General features: G+C 36.9%; 9 protein-coding genes. 6 read left to right on the top strand and 3 right to left on the bottom strand.

Features of this window, described 5'->3' with window-relative positions:
- Positions 1–158 precede the first annotated feature (158 nt).
- The 6 genes from SLW70_RS14535 to SLW70_RS14510 all read left to right on the top strand — a co-directional run bounded on the left by SLW70_RS14535 (position 159) and on the right by SLW70_RS14510 (position 12,593).
- On the top strand, positions 159–3,011 hold the full coding sequence (locus SLW70_RS14535; protein ID WP_320889344.1) for a glycoside hydrolase family 2 protein: 2,853 nt from the start codon (positions 159–161) through the stop codon (positions 3,009–3,011).
- A gap of 37 nt (positions 3,012–3,048) precedes the next feature.
- Positions 3,049–5,034: a right-handed parallel beta-helix repeat-containing protein gene (locus tag SLW70_RS14530; protein WP_320889343.1), complete on the top strand. Its 1,986-nt coding sequence runs from the start codon at positions 3,049–3,051 to the stop codon at positions 5,032–5,034.
- Positions 5,035–5,042: 8 nt separating this feature from the next.
- Positions 5,043–6,332: a glycoside hydrolase family 117 protein gene (locus tag SLW70_RS14525; protein ID WP_320889342.1), complete on the top strand. Its 1,290-nt coding sequence runs from the start codon at positions 5,043–5,045 to the stop codon at positions 6,330–6,332.
- 29 nt (positions 6,333–6,361) lie between these two features.
- Positions 6,362–8,866, top strand: coding sequence for a glycoside hydrolase family 2 protein (locus SLW70_RS14520; protein WP_320889341.1), 2,505 nt, complete (start codon positions 6,362–6,364; stop codon positions 8,864–8,866).
- Positions 8,867–8,896: 30 nt separating this feature from the next.
- Positions 8,897–10,921, top strand: coding sequence for a hypothetical protein (locus SLW70_RS14515; protein ID WP_320889340.1), 2,025 nt, complete (start codon positions 8,897–8,899; stop codon positions 10,919–10,921).
- A 151-nt stretch (positions 10,922–11,072) separates the two neighbouring features.
- A complete protein-coding gene (locus SLW70_RS14510; protein WP_320889339.1) occupies positions 11,073–12,593 on the top strand; it encodes an alpha-L-fucosidase in 1,521 nt (506 codons plus the stop codon).
- A gap of 334 nt (positions 12,594–12,927) precedes the next feature.
- On the opposite strand, the gene SLW70_RS14505 is transcribed toward SLW70_RS14510, so the two are convergent.
- The 3 genes from SLW70_RS14505 to SLW70_RS14495 are packed head-to-tail and all read right to left on the bottom strand — an operon-like array spanning position 12,928 to position 17,796.
- Entirely contained in the window at positions 12,928–13,851 is a 924-nt protein-coding gene (locus SLW70_RS14505; RefSeq protein WP_320889338.1) for a hypothetical protein, read from the bottom strand.
- A complete protein-coding gene (locus SLW70_RS14500) occupies positions 13,817–15,232 on the bottom strand; it encodes a hypothetical protein (protein ID WP_320889337.1) in 1,416 nt (471 codons plus the stop codon). The genes SLW70_RS14505 and SLW70_RS14500 overlap by 35 nt, the downstream gene beginning before the upstream one ends.
- Positions 15,233–15,237: 5 nt before the next feature.
- Positions 15,238–17,796, bottom strand: a complete 2,559-nt coding sequence (locus SLW70_RS14495; RefSeq protein WP_320889336.1) for a glycoside hydrolase family 3 C-terminal domain-containing protein — start codon at positions 17,794–17,796, stop codon at positions 15,238–15,240.
- Positions 17,797–18,132: the final 336 nt, after the last annotated feature.

Raw genomic sequence — 18,132 nt, 5'->3', positions numbered from 1 at the left:
TGGTTTAACCGTTATAAGTACAGTTAAAGCTGGGTTAAAGTTATAAAAAGATAATGAATTAGATAGCTTTGACTAATTGATTTTTAAAATCTACGGGAATCCTACTGGATGATAGTAGTTCTACTATACTTATTAATTTTTAATACTATTACAACTTTATGAAAAAGCTGGCTTTAGCACTGGTGTTTTTAGGATGGAGTTTTGTGTCATTGAAAGCACAAACTCTTAAAAATACCTCAAATAACAAAACCGAAATTCAGTATTTATCTGGAATCGATAAAGACCATATGGTGGACTGGGATTTCTTTTGTTCTGAAGGAAATAATAGCGGGAAATGGACCAAAATTGGTGTGCCTTCTTGTTGGGAATTACAGGGATTTGGTGGTTATAACTACGGACATGATGGACGAGATAAGACCAAAAAAATACATAAAGAATATGGTTTGTACAAGCGTTCTTTTTTTGCTCCTTTACAATGGAAAAACAATGAAGTTAAGATTGTTTTTGAAGGTGTAATGACGGATGCCGAGGTAAAAATCAACGGAAAACTAGCAGGAGAAATTCACCAAGGTGCTTTTTATGAATTCAAATATACCATTAGCGAACTTTTAAAATACGGTAAAGAAAATTTACTAGAAGTAAAAGTAAATAAGGTGTCGTCCAATACTTCCATTAATTTTGCCGAGCGTGATGCTGATTTTTGGATTTTTGGCGGAATTTACCGTCCCGTTTATCTTGAAATTGTACCAAAAGACTTTATGGAACGTATAGCAGTTAATGCTAAAGCGGATGGTACTATTGAAATGGATGTTTTTTCTGCTTCTAAAAAAGCAACTGGAGTGCAACTGTTTTTATCCGACCTAAAAGGGAATAAAATTCAGGATTTACCGCTCGATAGCATGAATTTTAAAAATGGTAAATGGTCTATTGCTACTAAGGCAAAGAACGTAAAAACCTGGAATCCTGAAAAACCGAATCTTTACTTATTAAACGTAGCCCTTGTAGATAAAAGTAAAAAAGTATTGCACAGCCTTACCGAACGCATTGGTTTTAGAACGGTTGAAATCAAAGCTGGCGATGGCATCTATGTTAATGGACAGCGAATCAAATTCAAAGGAGTGAATCGTCATTCTTTTTATCCATCATCAGGAAGAACCACCTCTAAAGCATTAAGTATAGCTCATGTAAAAATGATGAAAGATATGAATATGAATGCAGTTCGTATGTCACATTATCCGCCTGATGTTCATTTTTTAGAAGTTTGTGATTCCTTAGGTTTATTTGTTATTGATGAAGTATGTACTTGGCATTCTCCTCATTTGGATACTAAAGTAGGCGAAAAAATTGTAAAAGAAACCGTTGTTAGAGATGTTAACCATCCTTCGATTTTATTATGGGCAAATGGAAATGAAACAGGCTGGAATACAGAATTGGATGATGATTATGCCATCTGGGATATTCAAAAAAGAGAGGTTTTGCATCCGTGGAATATTTTTAATAAAACCAATACCATGCATTATCCAAGTTATCATGTGTTTGCTTATGATGGGTATGCCAAAGACAAAATATATTTCCCAACTGAATTTCTGCACGGATTATACGATGGAGGTCATGGAGCAGGTTTAGAAGATTATTGGAAACAAATGTGGAATATGCCTTTATCGGCAGGTGGATTTTTATGGGATTTTGCAGATGAAGCCGTAGTTCGTACCGATAAAAACGGATTTTTGGATGCCGATGGAAATCACGCAGCTGATGGAATTGTAGGCCCTTATGGCGAGAAAGAAGCGAGTTATTTTACCATCAAACAGATTTGGTCTCCCATATACCTAGAAGATCGTTTTATTAAAAATGATTTCAATGGTGTTTTTAGGGTAGAAAATCGCTATCATTTTACAAATTTAGAGGAGTGCAAAATCACGGCTAAGTGGGTTCAATTTGAAGGGCCTAAAGGTTCTAGTAAATTAAATGTTTTAGCACAATCAAACGTAGCATTGCCAAGTTTGAAACCAGGCGAAAAAGGAACATTCACTGTAGCTTTACCAACGAATTGGCAAACAGCTGATGCATTGTACTTAACAGCAATAGATGCCACTGGAATGGAAATTTTCACTTGGAGTTACCCTGTAAAGACACCACAACAACTGAATACAAGGATTATAGCTAAGTCTAACAATGGAGCTATTAAAATGGTTAAAGACAACGGTCAAATAATCGTAGAGGCTGCTGGAATACGCTATGTTTTTTCAGATAAAACAAGTTTGTTGCAAGAGGTGAAAAAAGAAGGAAAACTAATTCCGTTTCACAATGGCCCTATCATTTTAGGACATAAGGATAAAATCATTTCGCTAACAACCAACACCCAAAAGGATAAGATTGAGATTCTTACGGTTTTCGAATTAAAAGACAAATCTCCTGATTGGGCTTCGCATAAAGAGTTGAGTTCTGATCAAATAAAATGGACAATTCATTCTAATGGTTTGTTGGATTTAGAAGTTCAAATAAAAGGAAAAAAGCAAGTAACCGATTATAAAGGAATTACATTTTCATTTCCTGAATCAGAAGTCAGCGGTATGAAATGGCTAGGTGATGGTCCGTACAGAGTGTGGCGAAATAGGATGAAAGGAACGCAGTTTAAAGTTTGGGAGAATGATTATAACAATACCGTGACTGGAGAGTCTGGATTTGTTTATCCTGAATTTAAAGGTTTTTTCTCAAGTTTGTATTGGGCGACTGTAAAAGGGAAAAACAATAATGGCTTTACCATTTATTGTCATTCACCACATACGTTCTTGCGAATGCTTACCCCACAAAACCCTACACCGAAAGAGGATCCTAAAGGCCGATTGTCGCCTAAATTTCCTCAAGGAGATATTTCCTTTGTGAAAAACATACCTGCCATTGGAACTAAATTTCAAGAAGGAGACAAAATGGGACCTCAAGGCAATTCTGAAAATTATTTTGGAAATGATGATGAGCCTATTGTCCTTCATTTAACATTTGAATTTTAACAACAATCTATTAACTAAACCAAAAAAAACATAAATAATGAAAAAAAACAGTCTAGTATTTTTTCTATTCTTGATAGCTATAAATGCTTTCTCTAAAGAATATCATGTTGATGGACGTAATACATCAGCTGGTGATGGTTCGGTTGCAAATCCGTTCAAAACCATCACACAGGCGGCTAACATTATGGTCAAAGGAGATATATGTTATATTCACCAAGGAACCTATCGTGAAAATATTGTTCCTAAAAATTCGGGTACGGCCTCAAAACCAATATTGTTTACTTGTTTTGAAAAGGATATTGTAATAATATCGGCTACTGAGCAAATGAAGGATTGGAAGAAATACTCGGGAAATATTTATAAAAAATCGGATGTGAATTTGGTTTTAGGAGATGGGAATAATGTGTATCACAATCAAAAAAAGATGCAAATTGCCCGTTGGCCTAATGACTCAGACCAGAATGAATACACACTAGATGCCAAATATATTGATATTACTAAGGGCAATTACTCCATGTCTTTTATTAGCAATAACGAAATCCCAAATATCGACTGGACAGGTGGAAGTATTCATTATTTAGGAGCGCATAGTGGGTGCAGTTGGGAACGTACTATTACTCAATATGACAAGGATTTACACCGAGTTTATTTTGAAGAATTGCCTAACAATTGGCCTTTTGGAGAAACCCACAGTCCCAAACGTTTAGAAAACGGTCATCGAGGAATTTTCTATCTCATGAATAAATTAGAAGCGCTTGATGCACCACGGGAATGGTATTATGATGAAAAAAACAAAGCGCTTTATTTCTATGCTCCGGAGGGAAAAAATCCTAATGAAGACTTGGTTGAGGCTGCTGCTCGCGTTCATACCGCCATTCTTGACAAAGATTATATTCAGTTGAAAGGCCTTAATTTTTTTGGTGGAATGATTACCATTACGGGAAATCATAATAAAATCACCAATTGTATGGTAAAACATGGGGCAGAACGTTTGATAACCAATTTAAAAGGGGCTGCTTTACCAGATGCCGCTATTCAAGTCTTAAAAGGAAGTCACAACCTAATCGAGAAATCAGTTTTAGAAAATGGAACTTTAAATGGCATTTACTTAGGTAGTCAAGCTGAAGATAGCAGGGTCGAAAATTGTATTGTTCAATATTTTAACACCATAGGCTTACATGCGCAATTGCTGAATAGTGGAGGAGCTCGCGCTAAGATTTTCAAAAATTCATTTTATGGTTCGGCAAGAGATGGGGTAAAAGTTACGGGTGATGATAGTGAGTTTGCTTACAATCACGTTCAAAAAAGTTTAATTTCAGGAGCCGATGGAGGCTTGTTTTATGTAACGGGTAACAGTATTCCCAAAAATATTAGTTTGCATCACAACTGGTTTCATGATGCTTATGCTGCACCACATGCAGGAAAAAAAGCAACGGGTATTTACCTTGACAATAATGCTGCTGGCTATATCGTCCATCACAATGTCGTTTGGGATGTGGAATGGGGTGGTTTGCATTTTAACTGGACAGCAGTCAAAAATGAAATATACAATAATACTTTTTGGAATACTGGGGCTGCTGAGCAATCACTGATTGATAGCTGGGTACCTAAAAGAGATGGAGTTCAGACCAATGTTAAAGACAATACACTCTACAATAATATTTCAGATGTTCGCCCTTGGTGGCATTCTGGTGATGGAGGCAAATACAGAGTGGATGAAAAAGAATACGAAGGTCCTGAAGCCGACAATGATTTTAAAAACAACCAGCAATATGCAGCACTTCCTTTTAGTGTTGAAAAAGGTAAGATGTTTGCTCCTTTGGCCAATTCACCACTAATTGATAAAGGACTTAAAATTAAAAAAGTAACCGATGGTTACAAAGGGAATGCCCCTGACATGGGTGCTTATGAGTATGGAGAAGCCATTTGGATTCCTGGAGTCGATTGGACACCTACTGGTTTTGCGTGGATTCCTGGAACCGATTACAAGAAAGTGGAATTTATAAATAAAGCTAAAAAATAAATTGAGAAATGAAAAAAGCCTATATATTATTGTTTGGATTGGTTCTTTTTACGAGTTTGACTAATGCTCAAAAGAAGGATAAATCAACTAAAAAAACGGATACTGAAGCATTTCCTTTTTTTATAACAAAAACAAAGCCTAATCGTCCATTAAGTACTGCCGTAGCCCGTAATTATGATGCTTATGAAGCCGTTAGACCGGAGCAAAATGAGTTGTACACCCAATTCAAATATACCAAGCTCAAAGGATTTGATTACAACAATGGCGACGGAACCATTACACGTCGTGATCCTTCCAAAGTGATATTCGAAAACGGAAAATACTATCTGTGGTACACTTATAGGAATACGCCCGTGAAGCCTGTGGGGATGGCGAGAGCCAAAGAAGCCACGGAAATCATTCCGTCTTCTGACTGGGATTTGTCTGAAATTTGGTATGCAACTTCCGATGATGGTTTTACTTGGAAAGAAGAAGGAGTTGCAGTGCCGCGTCCTCCAAAACCACAACCCGGCTGGCGCTCTGTAACAACTACCGATATTTTGAAATGGAAAGGAAAATACTATTTGTATTATCAAGCGTTTATGGAAGCAAGTGGTTTACGAGGCGACTTTTGTCCTGTGGCGGTTTCCTATGCTGATTCTCCTAATGGGCCGTGGACAGCAGCTAATCAAGTGGTAATACCAAATGGACCAGAGGGAGCTTGGGATCAATATTCAATTCACGACCCCTACCCATTAGTTCATGATGGAAAAATTTACCTCTATTACAAAGCTGATTTTGATAAACGCCCCGAGTTAAATCCTTCTAAAATAAGAATGCAAGGCGTGGCCATTGCTGACAATCCGCTGGGACCCTTTATCAAACATCCATTGAACCCTGTGCTTAATTCGGGTCATGAAACCACTTTGTTCCCTTTTAGAGAAGGTGTTGCGGCCATTGTTCAACGTGACGGAATGGAGCACAATACCATTCAATATGCCAAAGATTGGATCAATTTTGAAATAGCATCAATAACAGAATTATTACCCGTTGCTGCAGGTCCTTTTGTACCGGATGCTTTTACAGATACGAAAAACGGTCAAGGAATCACTTGGGGAATTTCGCATTTCATTAATGCCGGTGGAAACTGGAATCATACAGAGTTGGCGCGTTTTGATTGTGATTTAAGTCTTGAAGTGGATGACCAAGGAATGAAAGACCATTATTACCAATACAGTCCTGAGTTTCACTACACGCACAAATTGAGTGCTAAACAATTGGAACGCATCAAACAACAAACTGAAAAATTAAAAAAATAATTATTCACTTAACTAACCAAACAACCAAAATGAATTTTTTACGTACCCTAACCATAATAGTATTGTTGCTGTTTACTAGTGTTTCTATAGCACAACAGCAAAATGCTCAACGATTGATTCATGATTTGAGTGGTCATTTATGGAAACTACAAGGAACCTTGCCAGGACGTGGTATGGAAGAAAAGTTTCCAGAGATAAGCTACGATCATATGGGAGATGCTTTAAACTGGGCACCTGCTCAGGTTCCTGGTGATGTTTTTACTGATTTATGGCGAATTGGTCGTATTGAAGATCCACATTTTGGACGCAATAGTGTCAAGGCTAAATGGGTCAATGAATACGAATGGTGGTATTTGCGCATTTTCAATGTACCCAAAGAAATGGAAGGCAAAAATATTGAACTAAATTTCGAGGGAGTTGATTATGCTTGTGATGTGTATTTAAACGGTACTTTACTAGGCTCTCATGAAGGAATGTTTACGCCCTTTTCGTTTGATATTACAAAACTCATAAGCCTAGAGCAATACAAAAGAGGTCGTAATGTTTTGGCGGTTCGTTTACATCCAGCACCCCGAAGATACAGTCAAGTAGCAGGTAAAAAACCTGCATGGCATGGAGATTACTGGGTGGACTTAGTACCTACAGGAATATGGAAACCCGTAAAGTTAATGGCTTATGATAAAGCAAAAATTGATCAGGTTTATGTAGAAACTAAGGTAAATCTAAAAAAGCAATCGGCTGATTTGGATATTCATCTAGAAATTGAACATTCCGGGACTGTGGCCTCCAATGTGGAGCTTGAGATTGAAGTACAGGGAGAGAATTTCAAATCCAAAGTGTACAAAACGACAAAAACCACTAGTTTAAAACCTGGTAAAAATGAACTTAAAATTCCCCTTACCATTGCTGATGCAAAACTTTGGTATCCATGGGATTTAGGAGATCAAAACCTATATATCGCAAAAATCACGGTCAAAAATGACAACAAAGTACTTGATGCGAATGATAAACTCTTTGGAATTAGAGAACTAAAAATGGAGATGAATCCAGGATTTACCAAACAAGAAGTTGAAAATCCTTGGACTGTAATGATTAATGGGAAACGTCATTTTATTCGTTCGGGTACTTGGGGCGGACCACCAGATATTTTCTTCGGTCGTGCTACTAAGGAAAAATACCAAGAATTTATTCGCTTGGCCAAATCGGCTAATTTTAATAATCTCAGAATATTTGGATGGCATCCTACAGAAATTGAATATTTCTATGAATTATGTAACCGCGAAGGAATCACTGTTTGGCAAGATATTTTGCCCATTGCAAGTTTGTCGTTACCCAAGGGAGAAGCCTATAAAAAATCGCTATTCGCTGATGCTATTTCAGTAGTAAAACAATTGCGTAACCATCCTTGTATGGTGATTATTGAGGGAGGAGAGGAAATCCTAATGACCGCCTCTGACCCTGTTTATAATCTTAATTTTATGAAAGAATTAGGAGAGGTTGTCAAACCGTATTCGAATCTTCATTATGTGCCCGTTTCTCCTTTGAGTGACCATGTAGGAATCAAATTAGGTTTTAAACCAAACGAAAGTGTACATGCTAATGGCTTGTTTTACAGCGAAGGTAGGATTAATACAGAGAAGTTTTTTAACAAACAAAATTTTGCTGTGGTACCAGAATTAGCTATTTCTTCGTGCCCAAATGTAGCGAGTATTAAAAAATTTATTCCAGAAAATGAATTGTGGCCTCCTGGACCGAGTTGGGGGCATCATTGGACAGATTTTGATGTGTTTAGAACGCTTAATTTTGATGCTTTAAACACTGAAGCTACAGGAAGTATGCAAGAATTTGTAGATGCAACTCAAATTGCCCAAGGGGTTATTTTTCAGTATGGATTAGAATATTATAGACGAAGAAAACCAAAGTCTAGTGCCATCAGTATCTGTCATTTTATCACTTTTGCGCCTGATATGAAATGGGGAATTGTTGATTATTACCAGCAACCTAAATTATCCTATGATTATGTAAAAAGAGCTTATCAGCCAGTCTTAGTTAGTTTAGAACACGAACGTAGAAGATGGTTGCCAGCGGAGCAGTTTGAAGGGAAAATATGGGTGGTTAATGATTTGTACCAAGATTTTAAAAACTGTAAAGCCGAAATCTTTTTTATGGATAATAATCATAAAGAAGTGAAGCGAGAAACATTCAGTTTTGGTGACATTAAAGGGGATAGCGCAACTAAATTTGTTACTGTAAATTGTAAAGTTCCCGGGAAATTGGGTGATAAATTTTATGTTAATTTGAGTTTAAAAGACGTCACAGGTAAAGCTATTTCAGAAAATAAATACCTTCTATTAGTGGGAGACGAAAAAGTTGATTTGCCTAAGTTAAGAGCAATAGGACAAGAAGCTATTTCTAAAAAAGAAAAATATGGTTCTCATAATTATTTACGTTATTTCGAAAGCTTAAATGGGGCAGCAGGTGTCAAACAAGCCGATGAGAAACAGCCATTTGTGAAAGAATTTGATAATAAATAACGGACTGGAAACGTCTAAAAATTAGTTCTGATGAAAAAAAACAAGTTCCTTTTAAAGCAAATAACCCAAATCCAATGGTTGTTTTTAATACTTACTACCAGTATTTGTGTCGCACAAAAAACAATGGTTGATATTAATATAGACACACGAAGAGTGGTAGAGGGTATCGATAGTTTTGACAGGCAAAAGTATATCACCATACATGCAAGTATTACGAATGACTGGGAAGGCGATCATGTAAGTCCTGATATACGAAAAGATTTTTTGGATAAATACGATGTGTATTTAGGGAGAGAAACGGGCGGACTGAAAGGAGCACTAAATGCGGTAAGACAAGATCCCGCTCGTGCAGGTTATGCTGATGTTTCTCAACTTAAAAAAATGGGAGAAAATAACCGCAATAGTTACAGTAAAAAATCGCATTTGCATCCGTATGAAGACCGACTGAAAAATATGATTATTGGGGCGCAGTTTGAGCCTTTTTGGCCACATGGCACTAAAACAAAGCAAGGATGGGCGCTATCCCAAAAAGATACTGCAGAGGAACCCTTTGGGACTGCTACAGGAGAATTTATGGCTCATTTTGTTAAAGAATATTATGGTGGAAATGGCGAGCCAAGACCCCGATTCATAGAGGTGATTAACGAACCACTCTGGGAATTGATTCCCAAAAAAGAAGAGGGAAATCCTGAAAAAGAAAATAGAGCAGTACAGCAATTGGCCAAATTTCATTCCACAGTTGCTCGTGAAATTAAAAAATTGAACCCTTATGTGCTCGTGGGTGGTTACACCTGTGCGTTTCCTGATTTTGAATTATATGATTTTAAAAGATGGACGTACCGATGGAAACAGTTTATTGATTTAACGGGTAATGATATGGATTTTTGGTCTTTGCATTTTTATGATTTTCCTTGTAAACAAGATTACCGCACAGGTAAATTAGAATATGTAAAAAAGTACCGTAAAGGAAGCAATATTGAGGCCTCACTCGATATGTTAGAACAGTATAGTATGATGCGTTTTGGAAAATTAAAACCTATGATTATTTCAGAATATAGTGTGCAAGCACATCAATACCGTGATTTGCCATGGACTCCTTGGCGTGATTATTTGTATGTTAAAAGTGCCAATGCCTTGATGATGTCTTTTATGGATCATCCGCAATCTATAGCCGTGGCGATTCCTTTTTTTATGCTCAAAAGCGAATGGGGGCGAACCAAAGAAGGGTATCCTTACCGTAGCCGATTATTTAGACAACAATTTGAAAAAGAAGGAGAAACTGGCGATAAATGGGTTTTTACTGATTTGGTAAAGTTTTACCAACTTTGGTCTGATGTAAAAGGGAAACGAATAGATACCAAATCTAATCTGGTGGATATTCAAACAGATGCCTATGTTGACGGAAAAAAGGTTTATCTGATTGTAAATAATTTGACTGAAACAAAACAGGCAATTCAACTGAATGTTTTGGGTCAAAAAAACAATACACTAGAGAATATAAAAATGAAACACTATTATTCACCTTATAAGCCTGAAGAAGCCAAAAGAGAAGGGATAATTGAAGAGAAAAAACTAGCTGCAACGACCAAAGAAGTACTGCTAGAGAGTGAGGGAACAATGGTTTTAGAATACCATTTCAAACGTCCTGTTGTAATTGCCGAAACCGCTGAAGAAAAAAAGTATTATGCTACCGAAAACTACAAGCCAATTGAGGCTAACAAACCGATGGAGTTTGTTTTTGAAAAGATTCAAAAAGCACAAAATGGTGAAGTAGTTTTACGATTAGGACTAGGACGTGACCACGGCAGTGTTTTAAAACCCACCGTTTTTATCAATGATGTTCAGATTGAAGTCCCTGAAAATTATGCTGGCGACCCACAAACCATGCGTGACCGTTTTTATGGTGTCATCGAAATTCCTTTGGACTATAAATTACTATCCGAAAAAAATACAGTTAAAGTAAGTTTCCCTGATTCAGGCGGACATGTCGCTTCGGCTACTTTGAGAGTTTTTAATTTTAGTAAAGCAATAAAACGAACCTTTGTTCCCAATTAATTTAAAACCAGCTCTATTACGAAGGTACAAGGGAAGTGTTTGATAAAATAGGACAGGCTTGGGAATATTTTCCAGCTAACTTTTTACCGATTTTAATGGTTTTTTAATGGAAAACAAAAACACAAAATTAAAATTTTTAAACAAAAACAAGATGAGGTTTACCCAATTAATAATAGTGGTTGCATTGGTTTGTACGGGCTGTAAACAGTTACAACAATCACAATCAACTCAAGTACATCATTACGAACCTAATCATGAATCACTAGCCAAACATAAAGCAGCTCCCGAATGGCTAGCCGATGCAAAATTGGGAATGTATTTTCATTGGGGACCTTATAGTGTGCCCGCTTATGGAAGCGCTTGGTATCCTAGTCATATGTATATGAAAGGTGGTCCAATAAATAAATGGCATGAGGAACATTTTGGCCCTATAGAAGAATTTGGATATGAAAAGTTCATTCCGATGTTTACCGCAACTCATTTTGATCCTGAAGAATGGGCCGATTTATTTCAAAAAACAGGAGCCAAGTTTGCGGGACCTGTTGCAGAGCATCACGATGGTTTTGCTATGTGGGATAGTAAAATCAACCCTTGGAATGCCGCTAGTATGGGACCTAAACGTGATATTTTAGGCGAATTGTTTCAATCTTTAGAAAAAAGAAATATAAAAACATTGGCAACTTTTCACCATGCCCGAAACGGACAGCGTAATGCCAATACACCCGAACATTGGGGTAAAAATGGGTACAACAGTCATTATCCCTATCATCCGGATTTGCCTACTGCGACCAAAGACCCTATGTTGCGTAAATTATTTGGAAACTTTGAAACGATTGATGAATTCAATACGTACTGGTTAGACCAAGTCAATGAAGTAGTCAAAAAGTACCATCCAGATTTAATTTGGTATGACTCGTGGTTGAATCTTATTCCAGAGAAAACCAGATTGGAAATGGTTTCGACTTATTTTAATAATGGAGTTAAAAACGGTCAGCAAGTGGTTATTTGCCGCAAACAAGATGATTTACCATTAGATTATAGTATTGAGGATATTGAACAAGGCGGACGCAAAGATATTTACCCCACTACTTGGATGACTGATATTACTCTAGGGGAAAGTAGATGGATGTATGTGGAAGGACATAAATACAAAAGCGCCGATTTAGTCATTCGAAACATGATTGATGTATGGAGTAAGAATGGGGTGGTGTTGTTAAATGTATCTCCTCGCGCTGATGGGGTTATCAATCAAGAACAGCGCGATGTTTTAAAACAAATTGGGAATTGGTTACAAATAAATGGCGAGGCGGTGTATGGCAGTCGTCCTCATACTATTTTTGGTTATGGACCAGCCCAATCAGAAGATGGATCTCATGGTGGTCAATCTTCCAAAATTCAGTACACCGCTGATGATGTTCGTTTTACAGTCTCTAAAAATAAAAAAGCAATGTATGTCTTTTTCTTGGGGAAACCCAAAGTGGGAAAACGAATAGAAATGCGTGCTATAGGTGGTTATCACCGCAACATACCGCCTAGTCCCATCAAGAATGTGACACTGTTAGGTTCATCGGCGAAGGTTAAATGGGAACATACCACCGAAAGTTTTTTCTTGACTATTCCTGATGTTCGGTTGGATGATTTAGCCAACGTTTTTAAATTTGAATTGGAATAAACGGCTAAGTGTTTTTTAAGAAAGGTTTTCCAAATAGTTTAAAATTTTGGCGAACTGTATTCGTGAAGTATTGAACCCAAAAACAACATTAGGATTTTATTGGTTTTTTTACACTGATCTGACTGAAAACACCAGCCTAGACAGATTTCTGCATATTTGATGATGTAAAATATATAAAAAATCTGCGTAAATCCGTTTTATCTGTGTTATCAGTGTTCCAATGCATTTTTCGGTAAAGAATACAAAAAAAAAACAATGAAACTGCAGGGAGTTAGATAAATGATCTAAAAATCCACTGCAGTTTCATTTATTTATAAACTAAGTTTTTTTTGGGCTACTTTTTATTTCTTTTTGTTGGAATACCTTCCCCAATAAAAGCTTTAAACTTTTCAGGATTTCCTTTTTCATCTCCTATAAGAAGGTAATACAACAAACCACAATCAGAAATATCAGCTACACCATGACTATGCGCTTGCATGCGGGTATACAACCACTGAATGTTTGGGTCAGCATGATCGCGCATCCAGTACCAAACCGAAAAATCTTTATCTGAATTCCATAAGTCATTGGGATTGTTTTTGTTGTTTTGATCTATGATTTTTTTGTATTGCAATTTATTCCCGGATAGTTTTTGAATATCACTCCAAGTGTGGTGGTAGGGACGTCTTTTTTCGTTTTCATTAAAACCACTATGAGACAGTACATAGACATGCTTTAAAGCCGTTGAATCCTTTGATTTCGCCACCAGCTCAACTGCTTGGTACACAAATTCAGATAGCCCAGCGTGCATGAAATACAACGGATCTTTAGCGGTTGATTTAGCCATTTCAGCGGCCAAATGTTTTTTGGCTTTTTCTAATTGCGTAGTGACATCAAAGAGAACGGATTTATTAAAATTCCAACGCTCGGCTCCTCCTTCTAGGCTGATTTTGAGTTGGTTTTCACTATCTGGACCTGCGGGTGCATCAATGAAATTATTATACGAACAATGAACCAGTTGTTTTTGAAGGTTTAATTTGGCTAAAATGGCAAGACTTGCCGCCGAAGCACCCCAATCATCGGGGTCGCCAATAGGCCATTTATACTGATTGTCTGCCGCACTATTGCCATCGAAACTAATGGCAATACGATTGTTATTGTACTGCCAATTTTGAGCAAATCCACAAAAGGAAATGAGTAACAATATTACTAGAGTAGGAGTGGGTTTCATCATAAAAATAGACTTAATAGTTAGTGATTTCAAGTGCTGTAATGGCATTGGCAGCTAATTTCAATTTGAACGGCTTTTTGTTGACAGTAACTTCAAAAGTTTTGTCTTGTGGATTCGTATTTTGAAACAATACCTTGATGGTCCCCTCAGGAGATTTTACGGTAATCATAGGATATTTTCCTTTATTCATAGAAGCAATTCTAATATCTCCTGGTTGAATAAATTTACTAATGATATACATGGCATTGTAATCAGGATTGTATTGTATTTCTGCTGTTTTCCTGTTAATATTGATAAGCGAATTTTGAGTCCAGTCCCAACCGCTTTTGGTGGTTTCGTTCAAAATCATATTCCAGTAAGTAAAAGTCGTACTACCGCTATTAATATAACTAGCCACTTCTTCCAAACGATTTTTAGCTTGTTCTATCGAATTTTCTCCGTTGTAGCAATTGCCTTCGGTATGAAATAGTTTAAGATTAGGCATAAAGGTTTTAGCGTCTGTCAATAAGCGGGAATCGGTGTATTGAATCCCTACACCTGCCAGTTTTTTGGTGTTTTTGCATTGTGTAAAATCCAATACATCCATTCCGAGAGCGGCTCTAAAAGTACCCGCATAAATGGCTGTTTTTACCCTGTTTTTTTTAAAAGCGGGAATTAAATAATCATTGGCAAATGCCACCATCTCTTTGGCGGGGAATACACAACTAGGATATTTTGTATTGGCATCGTTTTCGTTCTGAATACAAATGCGGTCAATTTTCACCCCGTTTTTTTCATATTCTTCTAAATATTTGACAAAATACAAGGCATAAGCTTTATATATTTTGGAGTCATCTATCAGTTGATTAGGCTTTTGTTTCAAACCTTCCATTTCGCCGCTTAGTTTCATCCACCCCGGAGGACTCCAAGGAGAGGCGAATAAAGTTAGGGCTGGATTTTCTTGTAAAGCACTTTTGAGGTAGGGTAAAACGTATTTTTGGTCTCTTTCGATAGAAAAATGCTCCATTTTAAAATCATTAGGAACCATGGCATAACTATAAGCATCAATACCAAAATCACTAGCTCCAATGGCGGTTCGACAAAAACTAAAGCCCGCTCGGTCAGCTGCAAATAAATTTCGCATGAGTTCCTGTTGTTGTTCTTTTTTTAAACTCAACAACGCTTCTCCACCTATTTCGTTAAAAGCACCTCCAATACCTTCCATTTTTTGAAAAGTGATTTCTGGCTGAATAAAAATTTGATTTTTCCATTCCACTTTTTCCTCACTGTATTGGGTTTTAATTTCCTTAAGAGGCATTGCTTGCCCTTGTGTAATGGGAACTTCCCACAGTTTTACAGAGCTAGTTTGTTGCGCAAAAAGGGAGGCCGTAAACAAGAGCGAGGCTATGATTTTTTTGTTGGATGAGCTAATCATCGTTTTCTTTGTCATGATTCTTATTGGTTTTTTGGGTATATAAGATAAGGTTTTACATTCCCTGGAGGTATAATTTTGATAGACTCAATAGCTATTTTTCCTTTTAACGGAATCGCTTTTAGAATCACCTCTTTACCATATTCAGGTGGAATAGGAATTTTTACTGATAAAGTTTGTACTTCATCATTTCCTTTACTGACTTTATAAGTATCAATTTCATTGTCAAGCATGGACAGTTTAAAAATAGCTTCGTCAGTTTTGAGTTTTAAATTAACTACAGCATCCCAAGTATTTACATAAAAACCAGGGTCAGTAAAAGTGGTTTTGAACTCGATTCCTTTTTCTTCTTTGGTTGTCGCTTCGCTGTTTTCTAAAAATGATTTGTCTTCATAAATTGCATCCCAATTTTTAGAGCGATTCGGGTCGTTTGGATTAAAATAAGCCGATTTGTTTTTGACATTAATAACAGGAATTGTTCCTGATTTGAGCTGGATTGTTTCTTTTACCAATAGGTTGTCTGAAGAATTACCCACCAAGATTTCAAAGCTACCATTTTTGACTTCAAAACGCTGACGTGCTACATTATAATAGCTAAAGGCTTGATAAGGAACGCTAAGTTGGACTGTTTTTGTTTCTCCTTTTTTTAAATGAATACGCTCAAATCCTTTTAACGCTTTTGCAGGAGCCTCATTAGCTGAGTTTAAATCTCGTATGTACAATTGCACTACTTCGTCGCCATCTACTTTTCCGGTATTAGTCACTTGTACGGAAACAGATAGATTTTCGGTACTTTTTAAGGCTTTTTTATCTAGTTTTAAATTTTTGAATTGGAAGCTAGTATAGCTCAAACCATAGCCAAAAGGATACAATGGTTTGCCTTTAAAATACATATACGTTCGACCATTTTTGATATTGTAATCATGCATATCAGGTAAGTCATTGTCTGAGGCATACCAAGTAGAATTTAGTTTCCCACCTGGGTTATATTCTCCCCAAAGTACGTGAGCAATAGCATTTCCTTGTTCTTGTCCGTTAGGCCAAGCACAAATAATTCCAGGTAGTTCTTTTTGTGCATTTCCAAGGGTAGTTGCACCGCTCGGAATCATAATTACTACTGTGTTTTTGTTAACTTTTAAAACCTCTTCAATCAATTTTTGTTGTGCTCCAGGTAAACTTAACGATTGACGGTCTTTATTTTCAGTAGCTGTTTTTTCATCGTTTCCAACAAAAAGTAAGGCTACTTCTGATTTTTTGGCCGCTTCTACAGCTTCTTTGATTTTTTGTTCATCCAAAGGCGCAATTACATCACAACCTTCAGCATAATTCACAGTTGCCTGTGTGTATTTCTTGATTCCCTGTAACGGACTTACTTTACTTTGAGGGAAGCCTGAGTAAATTCCCATCCAGCAACGATTAGCAAATGGTCCTAGAACTGCGATTGATTTTATATCTTTTTTTAGCGGCAGGATCCCCTCATTTTTTAATAATACAATGGATTGTTCAGCTGCTTTCAATGCTAATTTTTTATGGGCATCACTTTCAAGAACGGTTTGTGGTATTTTATGCCATGGATTGGCTTCGGGTTTATCAAAATCGCCTGTCAAGAAACGCAAACGTAACAATCGCGCCACAGACTGATCTAATTCGGCTTCCGTAAGCAAACCTTGTTCAATGGCTGGTTTAAGATTTTTGACCATTGGCGAAGCTTTAGGACGGAAACATTCTTGGTCACAGGTCGCTTTGATGGCCAGTGCTGCCGCTTCAGGATACGATTTGGCATATTTTTGATTTTTAAACATACCTGAGGCCGCATTCCAATCGGCTACTACATAACCTTCAAAGCCCCATTCTTTTCGCAAAACGTCATTGAGTAGCCAGTTATGCCCTGAACTAGGAATCCCGTTTAATCCATTGAGTGCCGACATGATACCACCTGCTTCTTCATCAGCCACACAGGTGCGATACGCTGGCATATAGTATTCGCGTAAATCTTTTTCGTTTATATTCGATTGGATGGATTCTCTACGATTTTCGACATTATTTGCAATATAATGCTTTACAGTACAAACAGTTTTAAGGTATTTTTTATCATTTCCTTGCATGCCACGTACATACATTCGTGCCATTTCAGACATCATAAAAGGGTCCTCACTATAGCACTCTTCGTTACGTCCCCAGCGCGGATCACGAGCCATATTAATCGTAGGGGAGAACATCATCACTTCCTTTTGACCACTATTTTTTAAAGCACGTGCCTCATTTGAAATGGCTGTTGCTACATCAAACATTAAGTTAGGATTCCAAGTAGCTCCCATGGCAATATTTTGTGGAAACGAGGTGCATTTCCAGGCAATAACACCGTGTAAGGCTTCGGCGTACCACATATAAGAAGGGATTCCTAAACGTTCTATGGCCGGAATATCTGAGCTACATTGACTAATTTTTTCTTCTAGAGTCATTTTTGACAATAAGTCTTTTACACGATCATTTACTGGCGCATTGGGATTTTTCCAAGTTTGCGCATTCAAACAATGAACGAACAGGAAGGCTGTAAGGGCAATTTTATTTAATTGTTTCATATTGCTTTATAAAAATTATTTAAGTTGTTGAAATTTTAAGCTGTTAGGTTAAGGGACTTTTCGATTTTAATCTATTTCAAAAGAAAAGCGATGCAGTCCATTTATTTTTTGATACTAAAAAGGAAGCGGGTTGATATACACGAATTGTGATGTATCTCAAACAGAGAGAAGTTAGGCATATGTTTTTTTGGTTTATTTGGTTGGTTTTATTTTAATAGAACAAGTTTAGTGTATTTAGTCGCCATTAAGCGTCAAATTAGTCTAAAAACGGTTGCTATCACTGTAGTTTTAACGGTTAAAATAGGTATTAAGTTGTTGTTATTTAATCATTTGTAT

This window comes from Flavobacterium sp. NG2 (assembly GCF_034119845.1).
In the GTDB taxonomy this organism is placed as follows: domain Bacteria; phylum Bacteroidota; class Bacteroidia; order Flavobacteriales; family Flavobacteriaceae; genus Flavobacterium.
Note: the sequence above shows the minus strand (reverse complement) of the source record. Positions and strands in the feature narration are given on the sequence as shown.